Raw genomic sequence first — 21754 nt, forward strand, 5'->3', positions numbered from 1 at the left:
TTGCCGAAATTGGCTTCCCTGTTCTACTCTTCCCCATCTAAGATGGAGATGCTTTTTACGGCGAGAGCCAGAAGATTAGGAAAAATCTATCTGGGGATTCACACCGTCTACGTAGGTAAAATATTAAGGCCGAAGCCGCCTACGGTCTTGGACGGAAGTCCAATTTATCGTTTTTACCCGAAGGCATTACGAAATTATGGACTTCAACCCGAATTCTTTACTTGTTTCGAAATTAACTTTCTCAACAAAATGGCGCAAAATTATAGTTCAAATTTCGCGCCATGTAAACTCTTAATTAAGCAACAACTGTGCTTAGAGAGTTTTGGTCAACAGCAACACCTGCGCCCATTGTTGTAGAGATAGTTACTTTCTTCACGTAAGTACCTTTTGCTTGAGAAGGTTTAGCCTTCTTAAGCGCAACAATAAGAGCTTCAAGGTTTTGTTGAAGTTGCTCAGCAGTGAAATCAACCTTACCGATAGTAGTATGGATGATACCGTTCTTGTCGTTACGGTAACGAACTTGACCTGCTTTCGCGTTTTTAACTGCTTCTGCAACGTTAGGCGTTACAGTACCAGTTTTAGGGTTTGGCATTAGACCACGTGGACCTAAGATTTGACCTAGTTGACCAACAACACGCATAGCGTCTGGAGATGCAACAACAACGTCAAAGTTCATCTCGCCTTTCTTAACTAGATCAGCAAGATCTTCCATGCCCACTAATTCAGCACCAGCTTCTTTCGCAGCATCTGCGTTAGCGCCTTGTGTGAATACAGCAACACGAACTTCACGACCAGTACCGTTAGGTAGTACAGTTGCACCACGTACGTTTTGGTCAGATTTACGAGCATCGATACCAAGGTTAACAGCAACGTCAACACTTTCTACGAATTTAGCTGTCGCTAACTCTTTTAAAAGAGCAACTGCTTCGTTGATTTCGTAATCTTTAGTTACATCCACTTTTTCGCGGATAGTACGCATACGTTTAGTTAATTTTGCCATTATCTTAGTCCTCTACGTTCAAGCCCATCGCACGCGCAGAACCTGCGATAGTGCGAACTGCAGCGTCCATATCAGCCGCTGTAAGGTCAGGTCGTTTTGTCTCAACGATTTCTTCAAGTTGAGCACGAGTTACTGTACCCACTTTTTCAGTGTTAGGACGGCCAGAACCTGATTTGATGCCTGCAGCTTTCTTAAGTAAGTAAGCAGCCGGTGGAGTTTTCATGTCGAACGTGAAAGAACGGTCACCGTAAACAGAGATCACTACAGGAACTGGAGCGCCTTTTTCGATAGATTCTGTACGTGCGTTGAACGCTTTACAGAATTCCATGATGTTTACACCGTGTTGACCTAGTGCTGGACCTACTGGAGGACTAGGGTTAGCCATACCAGCGGCAACTTGTAGCTTGATAATAGCTTCAACTTTTTTAGCCATAATAAATACCTCATTTGGTGGGTCATAGCCTTGTGCGCGCGAGGACGCGTACTCTAACGGCTTCCCAGTTTAAAAATTGGTTCTCACTTTTTAGTGATAAAACAAGTTGTAACTTGCCCTAACACAAAAAGGCCGCTGATTATAAGTTAATCAGCGGCCTTTTTCAAGCTTATTGCCAAAATATTAAACGATTTTGGCAGCTTTAATTTTTTACTTACTTGTCTTGCTCAACTTGACCAAATTCAAGGTCAACAGGTGTCGAACGACCGAAGATAAGAACAGACACTTTCACGCGGCTCTTCTCGTAATCAACTTCTTCAACAACACCGCTGAAGTCAGCAAATGGACCATCGATAACACGAACAACTTCGCCTGGCTCGAATAATGTAGCTGGCTTAGGTGCTTCAGAGTTCTCTTGAAGACGGTTTAAGATGCGGTCAGCTTCTTTTTGGCTAATTGGTGCTGGACGATCAGACGTACCACCAATGAAGCCCATAACACGTGCAGTGCTGTTCACTAGGTGCCAGCTTGCATCGTTCATGTCCATTTGAACTAGTACGTAACCTGGGAAGAATTTACGCTCAGACTTACGCTTTTGGCCAGCGCGCATCTCAACAACTTCTTCAGTTGGTACTAATACTTCACCAAAACTATCTTCCAAACCTTCGATCTTGATGTGCTCAAGAATAGTTTGTGCTACACGCTTCTCGTAACCAGAGAAAGCTTGTACTACGTACCAACGTAGTTTCTTTTCGTTCTTCTCATCCGACATGGGATTAGATCTCCAATCCAGTTAAAAAGCCTACTGCGCGGAATAAAATGCCATCTAATCCCCAAAGGATAAGCGCCATAATCACAGTTGCAACCATTACAATTAATGTCGTATGTGTTGTTTCTTGGCGAGTTGGCCACACAACTTTACGTACTTCGATACGTGCTTCTTTTGCAAACGCAAGAAAAGTACGACCTTTTTCAGTTAGTGAGGCAATGCCTAAACCAGCTGCAACAGCAACCACTACACCAATAGCACGTAATAATACAGATTGGTCTGCATACATGTGGTTACCAACGACTGCGCCTGCTAGTAGCGCAATTGCTACAATCCACTTTACTGAATCCATCGCACTTGATGGTGTTTCTACATTCGTGCTCATAATATTTTTACCTTAACTACAGACACAACAACCCTGCGCTCTGGCAGGGTTAATCCATTAAAATCTAAACTTAAAAACTGACTTGTTTAAACCGATTTTTAATTTCAGACTTAGCACACATTGTGTAAAAAGTGGCAGGGGCGGAGAGATTCGAACTCCCAACCGTCGGTTTTGGAGACCGCTGTTCTACCAATTGGAACTACGCCCCTGCAAAGTGGATGCCTATTATACTTACGCAATTCATTAACACAAGAGTAAAAGATACCCATTAGTTAAAATCTCATCAGTTCGTTTAAAAATCAATATTAACATTGATTAAAAAGCAGTTTATCATAAACCCATTACAGGAACATAAAACAACATGGATCAGTGTGCTGCTATTAAAATCCCCTTTTAATATTGTATTGTTATGCCTCATTTTGTTGATGGCTAATCAGAGTAGTGCCCGTTCTTTACACCTTAGCACTTTTAATAGTCAGCAGGGCCTGAGCCAAAATTCAATCACTTGCAGCATCACTGACCAACAAGGTTTTTTATGGTTTGCCACACAAGGTGGCTTAAATCGCTTTGATGGTTATGAATTTAAGCGTTTTAAAGCTAACAGCGATGATAAAAGCATTTCAGGGAATTGGATTACAGGCTGTGTTAGAGATAGTAAAAACCAGCTATGGTTTTCGACTGCAAGCAAAGGGCTTAATAGACTCAACCCTAAAACCGGTCTGTTTGAGGTGTTTTCTACACACCATAATGAAAGCCTAAGTGAAGATAAAATTTGGTCTATGGCGTTAGCTAAAGACGATGTTATGTGGCTAGGTCACGAACACGGGAAATTAACCCGTTTTGATGTATCAAATAATAGTTTTACACACTTTCACTATAAATCAGCGCAGCCACTAATTCGAGACATTGTTATTACCGATGAACTAATTTGGCTTGCCACAGATAAAGGGCTTATTTCATTTGACCCAATTACTGAGCAATTTACTCAGCATGCTCAGATTTCCGTGCCGCTCTGGCATCTCAAATTGCTTAATGACAAAAAGCTGCTTATTGGCGGTAAAAAAGGTCTTCATATATTTAATTTAGCAACGCAAAGTAGTAAACAAATCGAACAGTTTAATGGAACCTGGGTAACAGACAGCCTGATTGACCAACAGCAAAACCTTTGGCTTACAAGCTATGGGCAAGGACTCTACTTTTTGCCTGCTGGTGCTGACTTACAAAAGCAATTCACTCAACATCGTCATGACAAGCAAAACCACAATGGCTTAAGCAGCGACTATTTGCTTTCTCTTTATCAAGACTCGCAAGGTATTATTTGGCTGGGCACAGACGGCTATGGTGTGCACCGCTATGATCCTAAGCAGCAACAGTTCTCTCATCAATTAAAAACCTCTCAAGCAAATTCGTTAAGTCATAACTTTGTCCGTTCAATAGTTAAAAGAGCCAATGGTGAGGTCTGGGTTGGTACCCGTGATGGACTCAATCGCAAAACAACCTCTGGTTATCAGCACTTTAAAGACGCCCTAACCAATAACAATATATTTGCCCTACACGAAGACGCTAACCAGCAGTTGTGGATAGGTACGTACGGAGGCGGCTTAATAAAGTATCAAGACAGCCTTGATGAGTTTACAGCTTTCACCATGCAAAGCCACCAGCTAGCCAGTGACCGTGTTTACGCAATTACCAGCGACAAAACAGGTGCGCTTTGGCTTGGTAGTAACCAAGGCCTAACCCGTTTCGAGCCTGCCTCTGCCAAAGTAACTCACTATAAGCACAGTGATACGCAAAATAGCCTTGCCAACAACACCGTATTTACTTTGGCTTATGATAATAAAGAGCATGCACTGTGGATTGGTACCCGAGCAGGACTCAATAAACTCGATATATCAACAGAGCAATTTAGTTTATTAGATGAACAAAGCTCTGGTGAGGCAGGGCTTAGCCATAACATGGTCACCTCTTTATTGCTGAATGACGACAGCATTTGGGTTGGCACCATGCAAGGCTTAAATCAAGTCAACAAGCATACCCTCACAGTGAAACAGATTACTGAACAACAAGGTTTAGCTAATGACAACATTTTTGACATTCTTGCCGATAAACAAGACATGCTTTGGCTTGCAACCAATGGCGGACTCACTCGTTATAACCCCAGCACGCAGCAAATGCAGCAGTTTCTACCAGAAGACGGCATTCAGCATCAATCATTTATATTAGGTGCGAGCTTTCAAGCTGACGATGGCGAGTTATTTTTTGGTGGTATTAATGGCTACAATCATTTTTACCCTGAGCAACTAACCTTATCGCACACACCCCCTACGCCAGTGTTAACTGAGTTATTACTTAATAACCAAACAATTAAAAGTAATCATTTTGATAAGCAAAGCAATACCCTTGCTAGTGCAACTCAGACATTCTCGTTTGCAAAATCAGCGGGGGTTATCGGCTTTAAATTTAGTGCATTAAAAAATGGTGCGACTCCAAAACATTATCAATATGGCTACAAGCTAGCTGGCTTTGATGAGCAATTTTTATATACCGATGCATCCCTTAGACAAATTAACTATCCACAGCTGCCTGCTGGTCACTACCAGTTATTGCTAAAAGCAAAAGATCAATATGGTCAATGGAGTGACAGTACACAGCTGTTAGAACTTACTGTTGTGCCTCCTTGGTGGCAAACTAAACTAGCCTACTGTATTTACTTTGTGTTTGCTTTAGCACTGACTTGGCTTGTGTTAAATGCCTTGTACAAGCGCAAACTAGCAGAGCAAGAGAAGCAAACCGAAATTGAGCTAAACAAATTAAAAGACCAGTTTTTAGATAACATTAGCCACGAACTCAAAACACCACTTAGCTTAATACTCGCTCCTATCAGTCAGTTGCAGCGAAGCAATGCCGATCCAAAAGCTCAAACGCAACTAGCCAGTATTAAACGAAACTGCCAACGCTTACTAGAGCTAATCAATCAACTTTTACAATTGAGTCAACGCCCAAGCACGGCAATTTACACTGTCAGCCCCTATTCTATTACGCCATTTTTAACAGATTTAGTGGCGGATTTCAGGCCTCTGTATGAGCAAAAACAGCTGCAATTTAGCTTCACTGACACCACCACTACAGCACTTAAGATTAACCTTGCTCCTGAGCATGCTCACTCGATTTTTAGTAATCTGATAAGCAACGCTCTTAAGTACACCCCTGCAGGTGGCACAGTCGATATTCACCTTAGTGAAGTACAACAAGCGTTACAGTTTAAAATTACTGATACTGGTGTGGGTATTGCCAGTGAGCATCAGCAGTCGATTTTTCAGCGCTTTACTCGCTTAACATCGTCAGAAGCAGGAAGTGGTATTGGCCTGAGCTTAGTAAAACAACTCGTTGAACAATACGGTGGTTCTATTAGTGTAAGCAGTAAAATCGCTGAAGGTAGCTGCTTTACTGTGTCATTACCTATGATTGAAAGTGCTGATAATCAAGCAAGTAGCGCTATGCAAGTTCATACCTCACAACCAACACTGCTGATTGTTGAAGATAATGAGGAAATGGCAGAGCTACTCCTTTCTTTATTTAATAAAGAGTTTAACTGCATTTGTGCAACTGATGGTCAGCAAGCTCTCGACCTTTGCCAGTCAAACTTACCTGAGCTCATTATTAGTGATGTGATGATGCCAAATATGGATGGTTATCAACTACTAGCAGCCCTTCGAGCAAATCCGGCCACCAGCCACATTCCAGTATTATTACTTTCAGCTAAAGCAGATACCCACAGCCGCTTAAAAGGGCTGGATTTATTAGCTGATGACTTTTTAAGTAAGCCTTTTGAACCTACTCTACTAGTAAGTAGAGTAAAAGGACTGCTTAATCTGAGACAAATTTTAAACCAGCACCTAACAGCACAACTGGCAGCTCCTCTGAATAGCGATACAGCTGCAGTAACTGTGCAAAATAAAGATTATTCCTTCACTGAAAAGCTTAAGCAGACAGTACAAGCACACTACCAAGATGAAAGCTTCTCGGTTGAGCAGCTAGCCTCTGCGTTATGTTTAAGTCCCCGTGCGCTGCAACTAAAAATGAAAGCCTTGTACTCACAAACACCTTCTGATTATTTACGCAATACTCGCTTAGAGTTTGCAAAAAAACAGCTAATCGATAGCGAACTAGCAATTGGTCAAGTCGCAGAGCAAGCAGGTTTTAGTTCACAAAGCTATTTTGCCCGAAGCTTTAAGAGCTATGTTGGCTTATCACCAAAACAGTATCGAGAAAAACATCAAAAACATGCCGAATTTCGCGTCAGTGAATAAAGTTTTCGCCTGAGTGCTATTAATAAAACACTGATTTTTATAGCTTATCCATACAAACGTCAATAACAACAAAGCCCATAGTGCGGCGTTATTTACTGCATGAGATATAAGTTAAGGAAAGTCATATGCTCACCAAAACACACAAAGCAATTTCGATTACGTTACTTGCTGCGGCACTGACTGCATGCCAGAGTACTTCGACAACCACCAGCAATACCAATAGCCCAGATATAAACGAAGTTGCACAGCAGCAATACAATGGCCCAAAAGCTCGGATCGCTGTTGCCCGCTTTACTGATAAATCAAACGATTCACGTTGGTGGCGTAAAGAAATTGGTGAAGGTATGGCCGATCAACTTACAACCGCATTAGTTAGCACCAATCGGTTCATTGTTTTAGAGCGACAAGCACTTGATGCCGTATTATCAGAACAAGACCTTGCTGTGTCAGGCCGTGTGAGTGCAGCTTCTGGTGCTGCGTATGGTGAAATAGAGGGAGCCGAAATTGTTGTGGTTGCCGCAGTCACAGAGTTTGATGATGACAACTCAGGCACTCGTGTCGGCAGTGGTGGCTTTATCGGTGATGTATTTAGCTCGGTATCGGCGGGTTTTTCAAGTTCGCACATGGCGATTGATTTACGATTAATCGATACGCGTACTTCTCGTATTTTAGCCGCTACAAGCGTTGAAGGTGGCAGTAAAGATTTTGACTTTACATCTGCAGCTACCAATTTTGGTGGCGCACTTGTTGGTGGTAATCTAAGTAGCTGGTCAAACACACCAAAAGAAAAAGCATTGCGCGAAGTGATCGTAAAAGCTGTTGAGTTTTTAGAGTCAAAAGTGCCAACAACTTATTATCGCTATAATAGTGATAACACCATTGCAGCTGGCCATACAGCCCCTGCACCACTAAAAGTAACCGCAGCAGCACCCGCTAAAAAGCCAGTTGCATCGGTTAGTGTTCCAACTCACAGAATGCCTTACTACGAAAAAACAGACTTAGCGATGTCACGACTGAACTTGGTTTGTTTGGGTTATTTGAAAAGGCAGCCTCACTACGAAGAATATGAAATAGAAGACGTAGAGTACGATCAAGCAACGGTGATTGCTCTCACTGAGTATCAGCAAGAAAAAAAGCTGAAAGTGACAGGCCTTGCTGATGAGACAACTAAAAAGTCTCTTGATGATTCAGGGTGTATTGCCAAAACGAACAAATCAAGTTTAGAAAGCTTTGGCAGTATGTTTAAATTTAACTAAGCAAACTAACAGCCAGTGCCAGCACTGGCTGTTTACAACCTTAGTTATAAAATTTGTAATAACTCACCACGATAAAAATCACATAACAACCAAATTTGTTGAAATGGATGATGCTTAGGCACATCAAGGTGAGTAAGTACTGACTTAAAATCATCAAGATGCCATATAGTACTGGCATTTCGAATTAATAACCAAGGCTGAGTAGACTCGTAGTGTTTCTTAGCTTTTTGTGCCAGCAAGCGATGTAAAGCACAGTGCAAACGCTCGTTACTCGGTGCTAAAGCCATTTCAGCAAGATCTCGTTGCATTGAGATAGACAGCGGCCGACCTAACACCGCCATTGCCTCTGTTTCGCTGGCATATAAATGTGCAACTTCAATATCAAGCCGTTCATCACCTTTGTAACAACTCACGTCTGGTTTGCTCGGCGTGTTATGCCAAATATTGCGCATACTTACGCCAAACTGCTTTTCGTAACAGCGCAAAAACAATTTTGCTGCGCCATGCTCGAGCGCTATTTTTTCTTGTTCACTTTCACGATTCATTTAATGTTGCATACACATCTTTTAATAACCCAGAAGCGCCAAAACGAAATAGCTCAGGTTGTAAATACGCTTCACCCATAATTGACTCAGCTAGGGCTAAATACTCAGCAGCATCGGTGACTGTTCTGACCCCGCCTGCCGCCTTAAAACCAACCTTTTTGCCACTCGCTTTTATAGTGCTTAACATGATGTCTGTTGCAGCTAGCGTTGCATTAACAGCCACTTTACCGGTACTGGTTTTAACAAAGTCAGCGCCGCCATCAATTGCCAGCTTTGTTGCTGTTACAATGAGGTCATCGCTTAATTCGCCACTTTCGATAATGACTTTAAGCTGCGCTTGAGTGCCACATGCCTCTTTTGACGCTTTGACATACTCTAAAACTTTGCGCTCATCACCGGCAATTAGCGCTTTATAAGGGATCACTAAATCAATTTCATCAGCGCCGCGCTCAATGGCAAACAGGGTTTCATTTAACACTTGCTCTAACGATTGCTCCCCACTAGGAAAGTTAGTAACTGTAGCCACTTTGACTTGCTGTAGTTCGCGCTCAGCGAGAGCAAGCTTTGCATCGCTAACAAACTGGCTATACACACAAACCGCTGCAGGAATGCCTAACGTTGGCTCAATACTGGCAACCAAGTTATTAATGGTTTGTGTTGTGTCGCTGTCATTCAGAGTTGTTAAGTCCATCAGTGCCACCGCTTGGGCAGCGCTTGTTTGCATTTTAGTCATAGTTCTTATAGTTGTGTTGCCATATTAGTGACCTATAGTAGCAAATTTTTATCATTCGGCTATAAATCATAACTAATCACCATAAGGCTGCTTATTTACTTGTAACTCGCCGCAATCCCTTGTTAACTAAGTCTTAAGCCAAAACAAACCACCTGGTATAACTTTTAGTTATATAAACTTGGTTTTAATTATTTTTTACTTTTTTTAGAGCACTATATTCTGCTTGCCTGCAATAAGCAGTTTCTTGATGTGTTTTAGGGGTGAGAACAAAGTGCAATATTTACCAATCTTTACCAAATTAGACGACAAACCTGTGCTGGTAGTCGGCGGTGGAGATGTTGCGTTACGCAAATGCCGTGCGTTTTTAAAAGCGCGTGCTCATGTGACGCTAGTCGCCCCTGAATTTTGTGATGAACTGCGAGAACTTGCTGAGAAAGGTGATGTAACACTCATTAACGACTTATTCAAAGAACAATATTTAGATCAACAAATGCTAGTGATCGCTGCAACTGATATAGACAGCGTTAACAAAGACGTGTTCGAACTTGCGAATGCGCGCAATATTTTCGTTAATGTGGTGGATGATCAACCTAAGTGCAGCTTTATTTTTCCATCAATTGTTGACCGTGATCCAATCACTATTGCAATTTCAAGCGCAGGCACAGCGCCAGTATTAGCGCGTCGTTTACGTGAAAAACTCGAAACGCTTATTCCACAGCATATTGGTCCACTCGCTACATTAGTTGGTAGCTTTCGTGACAAAGTAAAACAACGCTTTAAACACTTTGCCGATCGTCGCCAGTTTTGGGAAGGCGTATTTGATTCATCAGTTGTAAGTAAAGTGCAAGCGGGTAATACCGAAGCTGCAACAGCGCAGTTAGAGCAACTGTTAGATGCAAAGCCAGAGCCTGAAGGCGAAGTGTATGTTGTTGGTGCAGGTCCAGGTGACCCTGAGTTATTAACACTAAAAGCACTGCAGTTAATGCAACAAGCTGATGTGGTGGTATATGATTACTTGGTTTCTGATGAAATTATGGATTTAGTTCGCCGTGATGCCGACCTAGTTTGCGTAGGTAAACGTTTAGGCGATCACAGCGTAGCGCAAGAAGATACCAATCAGATGTTGGTCGATTTTGCCAAGCAAGGCAAAAAAGTATGCCGTATTAAAGGTGGCGATCCGTTTATTTATGGTCGTGGTGGTGAAGAAGTACAAGTTCTTGCCGCGAATAAAGTACGTTACCAAATCGTACCGGGTATTACTGCTGCTGCAGGCTGTAGCGCTTATGCCGGTATTCCACTTACTCACAGAGATCATGCGCAAGCCATTCAGTTTGTAACAGGTCACTGTAAAAAAGATGGTCAAGAATTAGATTGGCAGTCACTCGCCAAGCCAAATCAGACCTTAGCGATTTATATGGGCGTGATTAAATCACCACATATTCAAGCACAACTATTAAAACATGGCCGCGGTGCAGATACCCCCGTTGCCATTATCGAAAATGGCACACGTAAAGAACAACGTGTGGTAACAGGGCAATTAGGTGAGCTGGCCGACTTGATTTCGCGCCATAGCATTATTTCACCCGCCCTATTAATTATTGGTGAAGTTGCATCATTGCACCATCAGCTTGCATGGTTTGGTCAAACAGAACAAACCAGCAGCTTTGCCCAGCCAATTACTGGCGTAGCTTAATTTAACTTTTAATCATTTTAGTAGGACGACTAACAATGGCTTTAACACACCTTCAGCAATTAGAAGCTGAAAGTATCAAAATCATGCGCGAAGTTGCTGCTGAGTTTGAAAACCCGGTGATGCTTTACTCAATCGGTAAAGATTCATCTGTGTTATTACACTTAGCGCGTAAAGCGTTTTATCCAGCAAAGATCCCATTTCCACTTTTACACGTTGACACCAACTGGAAGTTTAAGGAAATGATCGCGTTTCGTGACCGCCTAGCTAAAGAGTATGGCTTTGATTTAATCGTCCACAAAAACCCTGAAGGGTTAGAGATTGATATCAATCCATTTGTTCACGGCTCGGCAAAGCACACCGACATCATGAAAACGCAAGGCTTAAAGCAAGCATTAGATAAATACGGCTTTGATGCTGCGTTTGGTGGTGCACGTCGTGACGAAGAGAAATCACGTGCTAAAGAGCGTGTTTACTCATTCCGTGATAAACATCACAGATGGGATCCAAAAAACCAACGTCCAGAGCTTTGGAATACGTACAACAGCCAAGTTAACCCAGGTGAAAGCATTCGTGTATTCCCGTTATCTAACTGGACTGAGCTGGATATTTGGCAGTATATCTACCAAGAAAACATTGAAATGGTTCCTCTTTACCTTGCCAAAGAGCGCCCTGTTGTTGAGCGTAACGGCACGCTAATCATGGTTGATGATGAGCGTATGCCATTAGAAGAAGGCGAAGTACCGCAAATGAAGTCGGTACGTTTTCGTACTCTTGGTTGCTACCCACTAACAGGTGCTGTGGAATCAACAGCAGGTACCTTAACTGAAATTATCGAAGAAATGCTGCTTTCAACCTCTTCTGAGCGTGAAGGCCGCGTGATTGATCACGACTCTGCAGGTTCAATGGAAAAGAAAAAACGTGAGGGCTATTTCTAATGTCTAAAACAAACGACACGATTAATGAAGTAAGAGAGTTAGGCATCGACGCCTACCTTGCTCGCCAACAAGACAAAAGCCTTTTACGCATGCTGACCTGTGGTAGTGTGGATGACGGTAAATCAACGCTGATTGGCCGCCTTTTACATGACAGTCACCAAATTTATGAAGACCAACTTGCAGCCCTGCATAAAGACAATGAAAAAGTCGGTAATGCCGGTGAAGAGCTTGATTTAGCACTTCTTGTAGATGGTCTTCAAGCAGAGCGTGAGCAAGGTATTACCATTGACGTTGCTTATCGTTACTTCTCAACAGCAAAACGTAAGTTCATTATTGCTGATACACCAGGACATGAGCAGTACACGCGTAACATGGTAACCGGCGCATCAACCAGTGATGTGGCGATTATCTTAGTTGATGCGCGTTACGGCGTACAAGTACAAACTAAGCGTCATAGCTTTATCTGTGACTCATTAGGTATTAAGCAGTTTGTTGTTGCTATCAACAAGATGGATATCGTCGATTTCGATGAAACCGTATACGAAAAAATCAAAGCCGACTACCTTAAGTTTGCAGATCAACTAAACGTTACTAATATCAAGTTTGTGCCTATGTCAGCACTAAAAGGTGACAACGTAGTTACACGCTCAGAGCACACACCTTATTACACAGATAAACCACTGCTTGAGTTACTTGAAGACTCACCAGCGGCTGAAATTGATAACGGTTTTGAAGCGCGTCTTCCGGTGCAATATGTGGTACGCCCTAACTTAGACTTCCGTGGCTTCCAAGGCACTCTAACGTCTGGCAAGTTCAGCGTGGGTGATGCTGTAAAAGTATTACCATCAGGTAAAAGCTCAAGCATCAAAGAGATTGTCACTTTCGATGGCAACTTAGATACCGCTGAAGCAGGCCAAGCAATCACTTTAACGTTAAACGACGAAATTGATATCAGCCGTGGCGATGTAATTGTACCAGCCGCTTCAAAAGCTGCTGTAACAAACCGTATTCAAGCTAAACTAGTATGGATGCATGAAGCACCGTTAGTATTAGGTAAAAGCTATAACTTTAAGTTAGGCAGCAAAAATACCTCGGCAGTGGTAAGAAAAATCGATCACACGATTGATGTAAATACCCTTGAGCATGGTCAAGCTGATTCATTACAACTTAACGAAATTGCAATTGTAACCTTAGAGCTTACAGAAACAATTTTGGCTGATGAGTACCACAATAATCATGAAACAGGTGCGTTTATCCTAATTGACCGCTTATCAAACCTAACCGTTGCGGCAGGTATGATTGAGCAATTACTTAGCACTGAAGAACAACAAAGTAGCTTTAGCGACTTTGAAGTTGAATTTAACGCTTTAGTACGCAAGCACTTCCCTCATTGGCAAGCGCTTGATATAACTAAGCTTAAATAACCACTATTCGCCTGTTATAGGAAGTAAAAAGCATGTATCAACAGCTGGTATTAACAGGCATTATGCTGGTATTAGTGGGGTGCCTTTTTGGCACTCGACTAAAACCTGCATGGTTATTTGTCGGCGCCATTGGTATTAGTTATTTAGCAGGGCTAATAAGCCTTGAAGATATGCTAATTAACTATGCAAACCCTTCTTTAATCACTCTTATTCTACTTGTACTCGTTTCGATAGCTGTAGAAAAAACCACGTTAGTGCAAAAGCTTGCTCAGTCTCTTTCGAAAGGCAGCCTGACAAGTTCGGTGACCAAGCTTGGTTTATCAACCGCCTTTTTATCATCATTTACCAATAATACTGCGGTAGTGGCATCGCTGATCAGCGCGATAAAAGAAAGCCCGACACATTCACCGTCTAAGCTTTTGTTGCCTTTATCATACACCGCTATTTTAGGTGGCACGATCACCCTGATTGGCACCTCAACCAATTTAATTGTTAATGGCTTTGCCGTTGAAGCGGGTATGGAGCCGCTTGGCTTTTTTGATTTTACCTTGATTGGCTTAGGCGCACTGAGCGTTGGCCTTATCACTATTTTAGTGATGCTCAAGTATTTACCAGATAACGGTAAAAACGACCAAGAAGTGGTGCCCTTTTACCTTGAAGGTAAAGTAGAAGCAGGCTCAAAACTTATTGGTAAAAGTGTTGAGGAAAATGGCCTTCGTGAATTAAAAGACTTGTTCTTAGCCGAAATAATCCGCGGTGACAAACGTATTTGTGCGGTTACCCCAAAACAAGTTATCAAAGAAGGTGACGTATTACTTTTTGTAGGTGATATAAAGTCAGTACCTCTGCTCACCCAATTTGACGGCTTAAAAGTTGTGCACGACAAACATGAGAAAGACGTTGAGCACTTAGTTGAAGTTGTTGTTAGCCATTCTTCAAAATACATTGGTAAAACAATTAAAGAAGTTCGCTTTCGTGAACAATTTCATGCTGCCGTTATTGCTATTCGCCGCGGCCATGACCGTTTACAAGGTGGTTTGGGTAAAGTTCAGTTGCAAGCTGGTGACTCGCTGATCCTAGCGCCTGGCAAAGAGTTTTACTCGCTACCTAATTTAAAACGTGAGTTCGTTTATATTTCAGGTCTTGATTTACAAACCCATTTAAAACCTAAGCAATCAAATATTGTGTTAGCAAGTTTTGCAGCCGTATTGGGGTTAAGTATTGTTGGCCTCGTTCCCTTAGTGAAAGGCCTACTCGTTCTTCTTATCGGTTTAATGCTAACGGGTACAATCAAGCTAAGTGAAGTAAAACGTCGTTTTCCAATTGAGTTACTCGCAGTAGTGGGTAGTGCTATTGGCCTTGCCAAACTCATGATAGGCACAGGCCTTGCCGGTGAAATTTCATCAGCCATGTTATACGTATTAGGTGATTTTGGGCCTTACGGGGCATTTATCGCAATATTCTTGATGACGGTTTTGTTTACCGAACTCATTACCAATAATGCCGCTGCCGCGCTTTCATTTCCGGTAGCGTATGCACTCGCCGTTGGTTTTGATGTATCACCGTTGCCTTTTATTATGGCTGTCGCATTTGGTGCATCAGCGAGTTTCATTTCGCCATTTGGTTATCAAACTAACTTGATGGTTTACAGTGCGGGAAATTACCGCCTTAAAGATTACATTGCCATGGGCTTACCTTTATCGATTATTTACTCGATTACGGTTTTAACACTCATACCGCTGGTATTCCCATTTCAATAACGAGAGTAAAGACAATGGATGAAAATATCGTTTGGCATAATTACGCCATTAGCAAATCACAGCGTATTGAGCAAAAAAAGCATAAGCCTGCCATTCTATGGTTCACTGGTTTTTCAGGTTCAGGCAAAAGCACAGTTGCTAACGCACTAGAAAGCGCATTAAACCATTTAGGCGTTCATACCTACCTACTTGATGGTGACAACGTGCGTCATGGCTTGTGTAAAGATCTTGGCTTTACAGATGAAGACCGCGTGGAAAACATTCGCCGCGTTGGTGAAACTGCAAAGCTAATGGTCGATGCCGGTCTTGTGGTATTAACCGCATTTATTTCGCCATTTCAAAGCGAACGCGATATGGTAAGAAACTTAGTAGAGGATGGTGAGTTTATTGAAGTATTTTTAGATACCCCGCTCGACGTGTGTGAAACACGCGACCCTAAAGGGCTTTATAAAAAAGCGCGCGCAGGTGAAATTAAGCACTTCACTGGTATCGACTCAGACTATCAAATCCCTACATCGCCAGAAATTAAAATCGATACCAGTAAAAACACCCTAGACCAATCGGTGCAAGAGCTGGTAGCGTATTTAAAACAACAGCAAATTATAGGTTAAGTCATGAATCAAACGGAACTGCTAGAAGAAATCTTACTCCTCGCACGCCAAGCCGGCAGTGCAATAATGGGGATTTACGAAAAGGACTTTAATGTTGAGTACAAAGCTGATGAAAGCCCAGTGACCGACGCCGACCTAGCAGCTCACAAAGTGATTGTGAATGGCTTACAACATCTTACCCCAGATGTACCAATTCTAAGCGAAGAAAGCGCTGATATTAGCTGGGATATCCGTCAAACTTGGCAACGCTACTGGTTAGTAGACCCAATTGATGGCACCAAAGAGTTCATTAAAAAGAATGGCGAGTTCACAGTAAATATTGCCTTGATTGAAAAAGGTAAACCGGTATTAGCTGTTGTCGATGCACCAGCATTAGGTGTGTCGTATATTGCTGCTGAGGCAATTGGTGCCTTTAAAGATAAAGGTGATGAGCGCATTGAACTTAAGGTAACCCGTAAACCAAATAAAGGGCTTATCCGTGTTGTCGGCAGCCGTTCACACCCTTCTCCTGATCTAGCTGAATTTGTAAAACAGTTTGAAGATGTAGAAATGGTTTCAAAGGGCAGCTCGCTAAAACTTTGTCTGGTTGCCGAAGGTAGTGCTGATATATACCCACGCCTTGGCCCAACCTGTGAGTGGGATACCGGAGCAGGTCATGCGATTGCCGAAATAGCAGGCGCAACGGTTAGCAAACTCGATGGCAGCCCACTACTGTATAACAGTAAAGAAGAGTATCTGAATCCTTTTTTTGTCGTATCGGCATTACAGAACTAAAAGCATTCCGTTAAATACCGTAGGCTGGGTAGAGCGAAGCGAAACCCAGCGTCAACTTAATAAATTCATACCCATCTCACCATAGTGTTGATCAATTTCATACTCAGAATTTCAATTCACTATCTGTAAGATTACATCAATTTAATTATAAGCTTCCTAAAAGTTTATTATTAGTATGCTTTAACCCAAGAAGTAAAACCCTTAGTACTATTCCACCTTACATATACAAACATTAATTAAATTTATGTAATCAATAAAACATCGTCAGACCAACAAAATATAAATTACCTCATTGAAGTTTTGATAAATAAATGGATAATTATAGGGACACGAGTTATTAACAAGGAATGATATATGCTCGGATTAATTCGCTACATAGTCGAGTTATGCCCTGAAGTAAATGGCCAGCTTTTTGAAAATGGTATCCCTCTTGCTAATCAGCTTGTAGAGAGAAGCTTAACCTATGATGACGAAGAACTAGATAGTGTTTACACCGATAATAATGGTTACTTCAAATTCCCTGCAAAATCTTTAAAGTCCCGTAAACCTGGGAGTATCTTTCATGAACCTGTGGTTAGAATAATCATAGACCTAGAGAAAGATGGCCAGATTTATAACCTATGGATTGGGTTTCAGCATGGGTTAAAAACTCCTATTGAATTTAGAAAGTTTCTTAAAAACTTAAATGCAGATTTATCAAACGAAGAAAAAAAGCACCATTTAGTAAACCCTATTGACTCGCTAGAAGAGCACTTTATTTACAGCATTTGCTTATAGTTACTTCCCTCATACCGTTAAACAAGGAAGAAATATGCTTGGTCTATTAAAATACAAGATCGAACTTTGTCCAGAAGTAAAAGGTAAACTGACAAAAAATGGCGAGCCATTAGTCAATCAACTAATCGAACGATGTTTAACATATGAAGAGGAGTTTATTGACAGCACTTATACTGATGAAAGTGATTATTTTTCATTCCCTGCTAAATACCTGAAATCTCGCAAACCAGGAAGTATATTTCATGAACCTGTCGTGAGAGTAATAATTGATTTAGAAAGGGGTGGGGAAGTCTATTTGCTCTGGTTTGGGAACCAAAGAGGTTTGAAAAATACAACAGAATTTAAAAAGCATTTATCTTGCTTAAACGCAGATTTAAATTCTACAGAAAAAAATCATCATTTTGTAAACACCGACTCACAATTTTATGAAAAACATAATATTTTGAGTATTTGCAATTTCAGTCAAATATGACGCCCTACCCATTAACTCTCCAAAACATTGAAAAATAAGCATTTTAATATTAACAAGGAATCACGTATGTTAGGTTTAATTAAATACAAAGTTCAATTGTGCCCAGAAGTAAAGGGACAACTTATGTATGAAGGTGTACCACTAAAGAATCAACTAATCCAAAGAGGATTAACACTAGAGGAAGAAGAAATTGATGAAGCATATACAGATGAGGATGGCTTCTTTGAGTTTCCAGAAAAAACTATAAAATCTCGTAAACCTGGTAGTATATTTTACGAAACCATGATTCGAGTAGTAATTGTCACCAACTACAATAACGCTCAACATACACTATGGTTTGGATTTCAGCATGGTCTAAAAACGCCAAAAGTACTCAAAAATAAGCTTAATGTACTGAAAGCTGACTTAAGCTTAGAAGAAGTAAAGCATCAAATTTTGGATAATGAAGCCCCTAGTGGCGAGCATAACATTTCGAGTATTTGCCGCTGGTAATGTATACCTAATATTAAAAGGAATTAAAAAATGAGTACTTTATCTCCAATAATTTGTGCTGAATTAGCTACGCTCTCTTATCAAATCAAAGAAATATCAGGGTTATCTGGATACAAATTACAAACTTCAAAAGCTTTGGATAGTTTTTTCTCTTTCGATTTGTCAAAAGGGCCTGTTAAGGGAATATCAGGCGGAGCAATGGCCCACGCCAGCGGCCATCAAACCGGGTTTGTACTTGTTGGCAAAGGCACATCTCCTACAGGGCGGATGAACCCATTCAAAAATGATTTAGTACTGGCTATTCGTGGAACAGCTTCTTTGTACGATGTTTCAACCGACCTAAGAGCAAATTTAACTGTGTTTGAGGGCGGTCATAGTGTCCATGCTGGTTTCAATTCTGTATTCGAAACGCTAAAACTACAACTAGCTCCAGTGATTAAAGAGCTAAAACCTTTAGCGACTGTTCATTGTGTAGGACATAGCCTAGGTGGTGCGATTGCGTCATTAGTCGCTGATTGGGCTAAACGATGCTTTAACGTTAACGTCAAACTGTACACATTTGGAGCACCAAAAGTTGGCTTAACAAATTTTGCATTAAGCACGACTAATACCTTAGAACCTCACAATATATATCGCTGCGTCAATGGTGGCGATATTGTACCTATGGTACCCTTCTGGCCGTTTATGCAAGCTCCTTACAATGCCCCTGAATATAGAATGGATAGTACCCAACTTATCATTCCATGGCATCACGTAATGAAGTTTTATACCCGAAACTCGCAAAAGCAAACCTGGGAAAGTATTAATAAGCGAGTTACTTTCAATCCTTTTAATAGAGTTGTATTAAGTGCTAGCCATGCGGTTCAAGTGCAGCCATCAATTTATTGGATGAATCGTTTGAGTGAAGCTCTTATGACTGTATTACGCCAAGCTAAACTAGGCTGTCTTAATGCTTTACAAAATGGTGTCGCTAATGGCTTAAGTTTGTATGACAGAATTGCCGTGATTCTCGCTAACAATCAATTTCATACTGTAGACTTGTCTGGGCCGATAAATGGATTACTTGCATGTATGCTTGCATTTGCTGGATATGCGAAGGCGAAAATAAAAGAGTTAACTGTTGAGTTCATCAAATGGGTATTTGAACAAACCCTAAAGATGGTGAATAAAGTTGCACAAAGAGCTCTCTCTTTCGTAGCGTAGGCATTTTAAGATGTATCATCAGACCAAACTTTTAGGCATATTTTAGTTTACAAAAGGAATAACCATGACGACTGTTGAAAAAGCAATTGAAGCCGGCTACGAGGCCCAAATTAGCGCACTTTATAAAGCCCTTTCACAAGGAGTGCTTGCCGCTAATGGCGATGAAAGTGAAATCACTGCAGCTGAGGCACGTTTTAAGAAAGGTTTAGCATTTGCCGCAGATATTAAAGCTCGCGCACTTGCAGCAGCAGAATAAATACCACAACTGGGCTTTATAAATAAGCCCAACTTTCTTCTTTTGTAAGTCTCTCCTTACAGCATAGTTATTTAAATACAACGCTAAAACATGCATTCTTAGTCGCTTTTCTATATGCTGCGCGACAATTATTCTAATAGTGGAGTGCTAATGAACACACATCAAGATGCTATGCCTTATGATGCATCGACAACAAGTAGTAACTCAAAATGGAATCTTCATGACACCCAATGGGTATTAAGTTTATTTGGCACCGCAGTCGGTGCAGGGATTTTATTCTTACCAATTAATATCGGTATCGGCGGATTTTGGCCTTTGATTATCATGGCATGCCTTGCCTTTCCAATGACTTACTTAGCTCACAGAGGCTTAGCCCGATTTGTTTTATCATCAAAACAGCCTGAAGCAGACTTTACCGATGTAGTAGAAGAACACTTTGGCATTAACGCCGGGCGCTTAATCTCTTTACTGTATTTTCTCTCTATCTTCCCTATTTTACTTATTTACGGTGTAGGATTAACCAACACTGTTGATAGCTTTATCGTTAATCAACTAGGTATGGAATCACCACCACGCGTACTGTTATCTGGTGTACTCGTTGGCGGTATGATCAGTTTAATGCTTGGTGGCGAAGCACTGATGTTACGTGCTTTTGCAATCCTTGTTTATCCCCTTGTCGCTATCTTGTTTTTCTTATCGATTTACCTGATCCCAAGCTGGCAAATGCCAGATGTGTCTGTCCCTGAGTTTTCAGGCTTTATGAAAACACTTTGGTTATCAATACCTATCATTGTATTCTCATTTAGCCACGCAGCTGCGATCTCAAGCTTTGTGCATGTACAACGTGCTCACTACGGCAATAATGCTAAAATGAAGTCAGAAGCAATTCTAAAGCGCACCAGCTTATTATTAATCGTGTTTGTTTTACTGTTTGTATTCTCGTGTGTGCTGTCACTATCTACTGAACAAATGATACAAGCAAAAGCTGATAACGTGTCTATCTTGTCATTCCTTGCCAATATTACAGATAACTCGTTTATTGCGACCTTAGGGCCATTAGTAGCATTTATCGCGATTACGTCTTCATTCTTAGGTCACTTCTTAGGTGCCCGTGAAAGCTTCAACGGCCTTGTTAGTAAGCAAGCCCATATGAACCCTAAACTCGTTGATAAGATTGGCACTGTTATCATGTTCTTTGCTATTTGGTATTGCTCGGTGATCAACCCAAGTATTTTAGACATGATGGATCAGCTGTCAGGCCCTATCATCGCCATGATCCTTTTCATCATGCCAATGATTGCCGTTTATAAAGTACCTAGCTTACACAAATACAGAAACCGCTTAAGCACACTGTTCGTATTAACAGTTGGCTCTCTAGCAGTATTTGCGCTTATCTACAGTATGATTAAGTAATCCCATCATTACTAGATATAGAAGCCCAGCCAGGAAACCGGCTGGGCTTTTTTGTTAGCAACTGGAAAGTTGGAAGGCGAGGCGTAGGTTGGGTTGAGCGCAGCGAAACCCAACAGCGTGGTAATTCGTCATGCACAATGAAGAGGTAAAGTTCATTAATAAAAGACGAATTAGCGCAAGGTGAAATAAGCCGTTTTAGAGATCGCTAACCTGTTAGACCAGTAGAGATTTTAATAATTTTTAACCATGGGTTATGAAGAGGGTCATATGGATTATGTTGGGTTTCGCTCCGCTCTACCCAACCTACCTGGAGAATGAACAGGTGAGCTTAGAATGACTCTGTACTAAACAACCCCGCAGTTCAACTTTACCCTTGCTAACTTGTAATACCATTCCGCTTAAATATTTGATCTAATATAGGCTATATAAAATCACTGGTTATTAACATTGAACCCAAACATATCTGAACAACTTTTAGCGCTTTCTCGAAAACAACCAAACCCACGAAAACGC

General features: G+C 41.3%; 20 protein-coding genes and 1 tRNA gene. 14 read left to right on the forward strand and 7 right to left on the reverse strand.

The annotated features are described in order from the left end of the window. Positions 1–295: 295 nt before the first annotated feature. The 5 genes from rplA to CWC02_RS13075 all read right to left on the reverse strand — a co-directional run bounded on the left by rplA (position 296) and on the right by CWC02_RS13075 (position 2796). Positions 296–1000, reverse strand: coding sequence for a 50S ribosomal protein L1 (gene rplA, locus CWC02_RS13055; RefSeq protein WP_054554828.1), 705 nt, complete (start codon positions 998–1000; stop codon positions 296–298). Between the two features lie 4 nt (positions 1001–1004). After that, positions 1005–1433, reverse strand: a complete 429-nt coding sequence (rplK, locus tag CWC02_RS13060) for a 50S ribosomal protein L11 (RefSeq protein ID WP_054554827.1) — start codon at positions 1431–1433, stop codon at positions 1005–1007. Between the two features lie 214 nt (positions 1434–1647). Next, positions 1648–2205, reverse strand: coding sequence for a transcription termination/antitermination protein NusG (nusG, locus tag CWC02_RS13065; RefSeq protein WP_054554826.1), 558 nt, complete (start codon positions 2203–2205; stop codon positions 1648–1650). Between the two features lie 4 nt (positions 2206–2209). Beyond that, on the reverse strand, positions 2210–2587 hold the full coding sequence (gene secE, locus CWC02_RS13070; RefSeq protein ID WP_036971579.1) for a preprotein translocase subunit SecE: 378 nt from the start codon (positions 2585–2587) through the stop codon (positions 2210–2212). A gap of 132 nt (positions 2588–2719) precedes the next feature. Continuing rightward, positions 2720–2796, reverse strand: a tRNA-Trp gene (locus CWC02_RS13075). A 216-nt stretch (positions 2797–3012) separates the two neighbouring features. Here CWC02_RS13075 and CWC02_RS13080 point away from each other — a divergent pair. Together CWC02_RS13080 and CWC02_RS13085 are read left to right on the forward strand one after the other, a co-directional pair. After that, positions 3013–6897 (forward strand): hybrid sensor histidine kinase/response regulator transcription factor, encoded by a 3885-nt coding sequence (locus tag CWC02_RS13080; protein ID WP_249364106.1) that lies wholly within the window; start codon positions 3013–3015, stop codon positions 6895–6897. 125 nt (positions 6898–7022) lie between these two features. Next, positions 7023–8153, forward strand: coding sequence for a CsgG/HfaB family protein (locus CWC02_RS13085; RefSeq protein WP_138618639.1), 1131 nt, complete (start codon positions 7023–7025; stop codon positions 8151–8153). Between the two features lie 44 nt (positions 8154–8197). Here the strand turns inward: CWC02_RS13085 and CWC02_RS13090 are convergent, their stop codons facing one another. Then, positions 8198–8698 (reverse strand): hypothetical protein, encoded by a 501-nt coding sequence (locus CWC02_RS13090; RefSeq protein WP_058586658.1) that lies wholly within the window; start codon positions 8696–8698, stop codon positions 8198–8200. After that, positions 8688–9431 (reverse strand): deoxyribose-phosphate aldolase, encoded by a 744-nt coding sequence (gene deoC / locus CWC02_RS13095; protein WP_138618641.1) that lies wholly within the window; start codon positions 9429–9431, stop codon positions 8688–8690. Before deoC ends, CWC02_RS13090 begins: the two co-directional genes overlap by 11 nt. Positions 9432–9702: 271 nt before the next feature. Between deoC and cysG the strand changes: the two genes are divergently transcribed. From cysG to CWC02_RS13155, 12 genes are all read left to right on the forward strand, one after another. Further along, positions 9703–11124: a siroheme synthase CysG gene (gene cysG / locus CWC02_RS13100; protein WP_138618644.1), complete on the forward strand. Its 1422-nt coding sequence runs from the start codon at positions 9703–9705 to the stop codon at positions 11122–11124. Positions 11125–11159: 35 nt separating this feature from the next. Beyond that, entirely contained in the window at positions 11160–12059 is a 900-nt protein-coding gene (gene cysD, locus CWC02_RS13105; RefSeq protein ID WP_054554821.1) for a sulfate adenylyltransferase subunit CysD, read from the forward strand. Beyond that, on the forward strand, positions 12059–13483 hold the full coding sequence (gene cysN / locus CWC02_RS13110) for a sulfate adenylyltransferase subunit CysN (RefSeq protein WP_138618646.1): 1425 nt from the start codon (positions 12059–12061) through the stop codon (positions 13481–13483). Before cysD ends, cysN begins: the two co-directional genes overlap by 1 nt. A 32-nt stretch (positions 13484–13515) precedes the next feature. Next, positions 13516–15243, forward strand: a complete 1728-nt coding sequence (locus tag CWC02_RS13115; RefSeq protein ID WP_054554819.1) for an SLC13 family permease — start codon at positions 13516–13518, stop codon at positions 15241–15243. 14 nt (positions 15244–15257) lie between these two features. Continuing rightward, positions 15258–15854, forward strand: coding sequence for an adenylyl-sulfate kinase (cysC, locus tag CWC02_RS13120; protein ID WP_138618648.1), 597 nt, complete (start codon positions 15258–15260; stop codon positions 15852–15854). A 3-nt stretch (positions 15855–15857) separates the two neighbouring features. Then, on the forward strand, positions 15858–16628 hold the full coding sequence (gene cysQ, locus CWC02_RS13125; RefSeq protein WP_130049910.1) for a 3'(2'),5'-bisphosphate nucleotidase CysQ: 771 nt from the start codon (positions 15858–15860) through the stop codon (positions 16626–16628). 354 nt (positions 16629–16982) lie between these two features. Continuing rightward, on the forward strand, positions 16983–17405 hold the full coding sequence (locus tag CWC02_RS13130) for a DUF6795 domain-containing protein (RefSeq protein WP_138618650.1): 423 nt from the start codon (positions 16983–16985) through the stop codon (positions 17403–17405). A 34-nt stretch (positions 17406–17439) separates the two neighbouring features. Continuing rightward, positions 17440–17877 (forward strand): DUF6795 domain-containing protein, encoded by a 438-nt coding sequence (locus tag CWC02_RS13135; protein WP_138618652.1) that lies wholly within the window; start codon positions 17440–17442, stop codon positions 17875–17877. A 66-nt stretch (positions 17878–17943) separates the two neighbouring features. Further along, positions 17944–18369, forward strand: a complete 426-nt coding sequence (locus CWC02_RS13140) for a DUF6795 domain-containing protein (RefSeq protein WP_249364107.1) — start codon at positions 17944–17946, stop codon at positions 18367–18369. 30 nt (positions 18370–18399) lie between these two features. Further along, positions 18400–19572: a lipase family protein gene (locus CWC02_RS13145; RefSeq protein ID WP_138618654.1), complete on the forward strand. Its 1173-nt coding sequence runs from the start codon at positions 18400–18402 to the stop codon at positions 19570–19572. A 64-nt stretch (positions 19573–19636) separates the two neighbouring features. Further along, positions 19637–19828 (forward strand): hypothetical protein, encoded by a 192-nt coding sequence (locus CWC02_RS13150; protein WP_055022144.1) that lies wholly within the window; start codon positions 19637–19639, stop codon positions 19826–19828. A 150-nt stretch (positions 19829–19978) separates the two neighbouring features. After that, positions 19979–21241, forward strand: a complete 1263-nt coding sequence (locus CWC02_RS13155) for an aromatic amino acid transport family protein (RefSeq protein WP_138618656.1) — start codon at positions 19979–19981, stop codon at positions 21239–21241. Positions 21242–21754: the final 513 nt, after the last annotated feature.

The organism is Pseudoalteromonas sp. S2721, assembly GCF_005887425.1.
In the GTDB taxonomy this organism is placed as follows: Bacteria; Pseudomonadota; Gammaproteobacteria; order Enterobacterales; family Alteromonadaceae; genus Pseudoalteromonas; species Pseudoalteromonas simplex.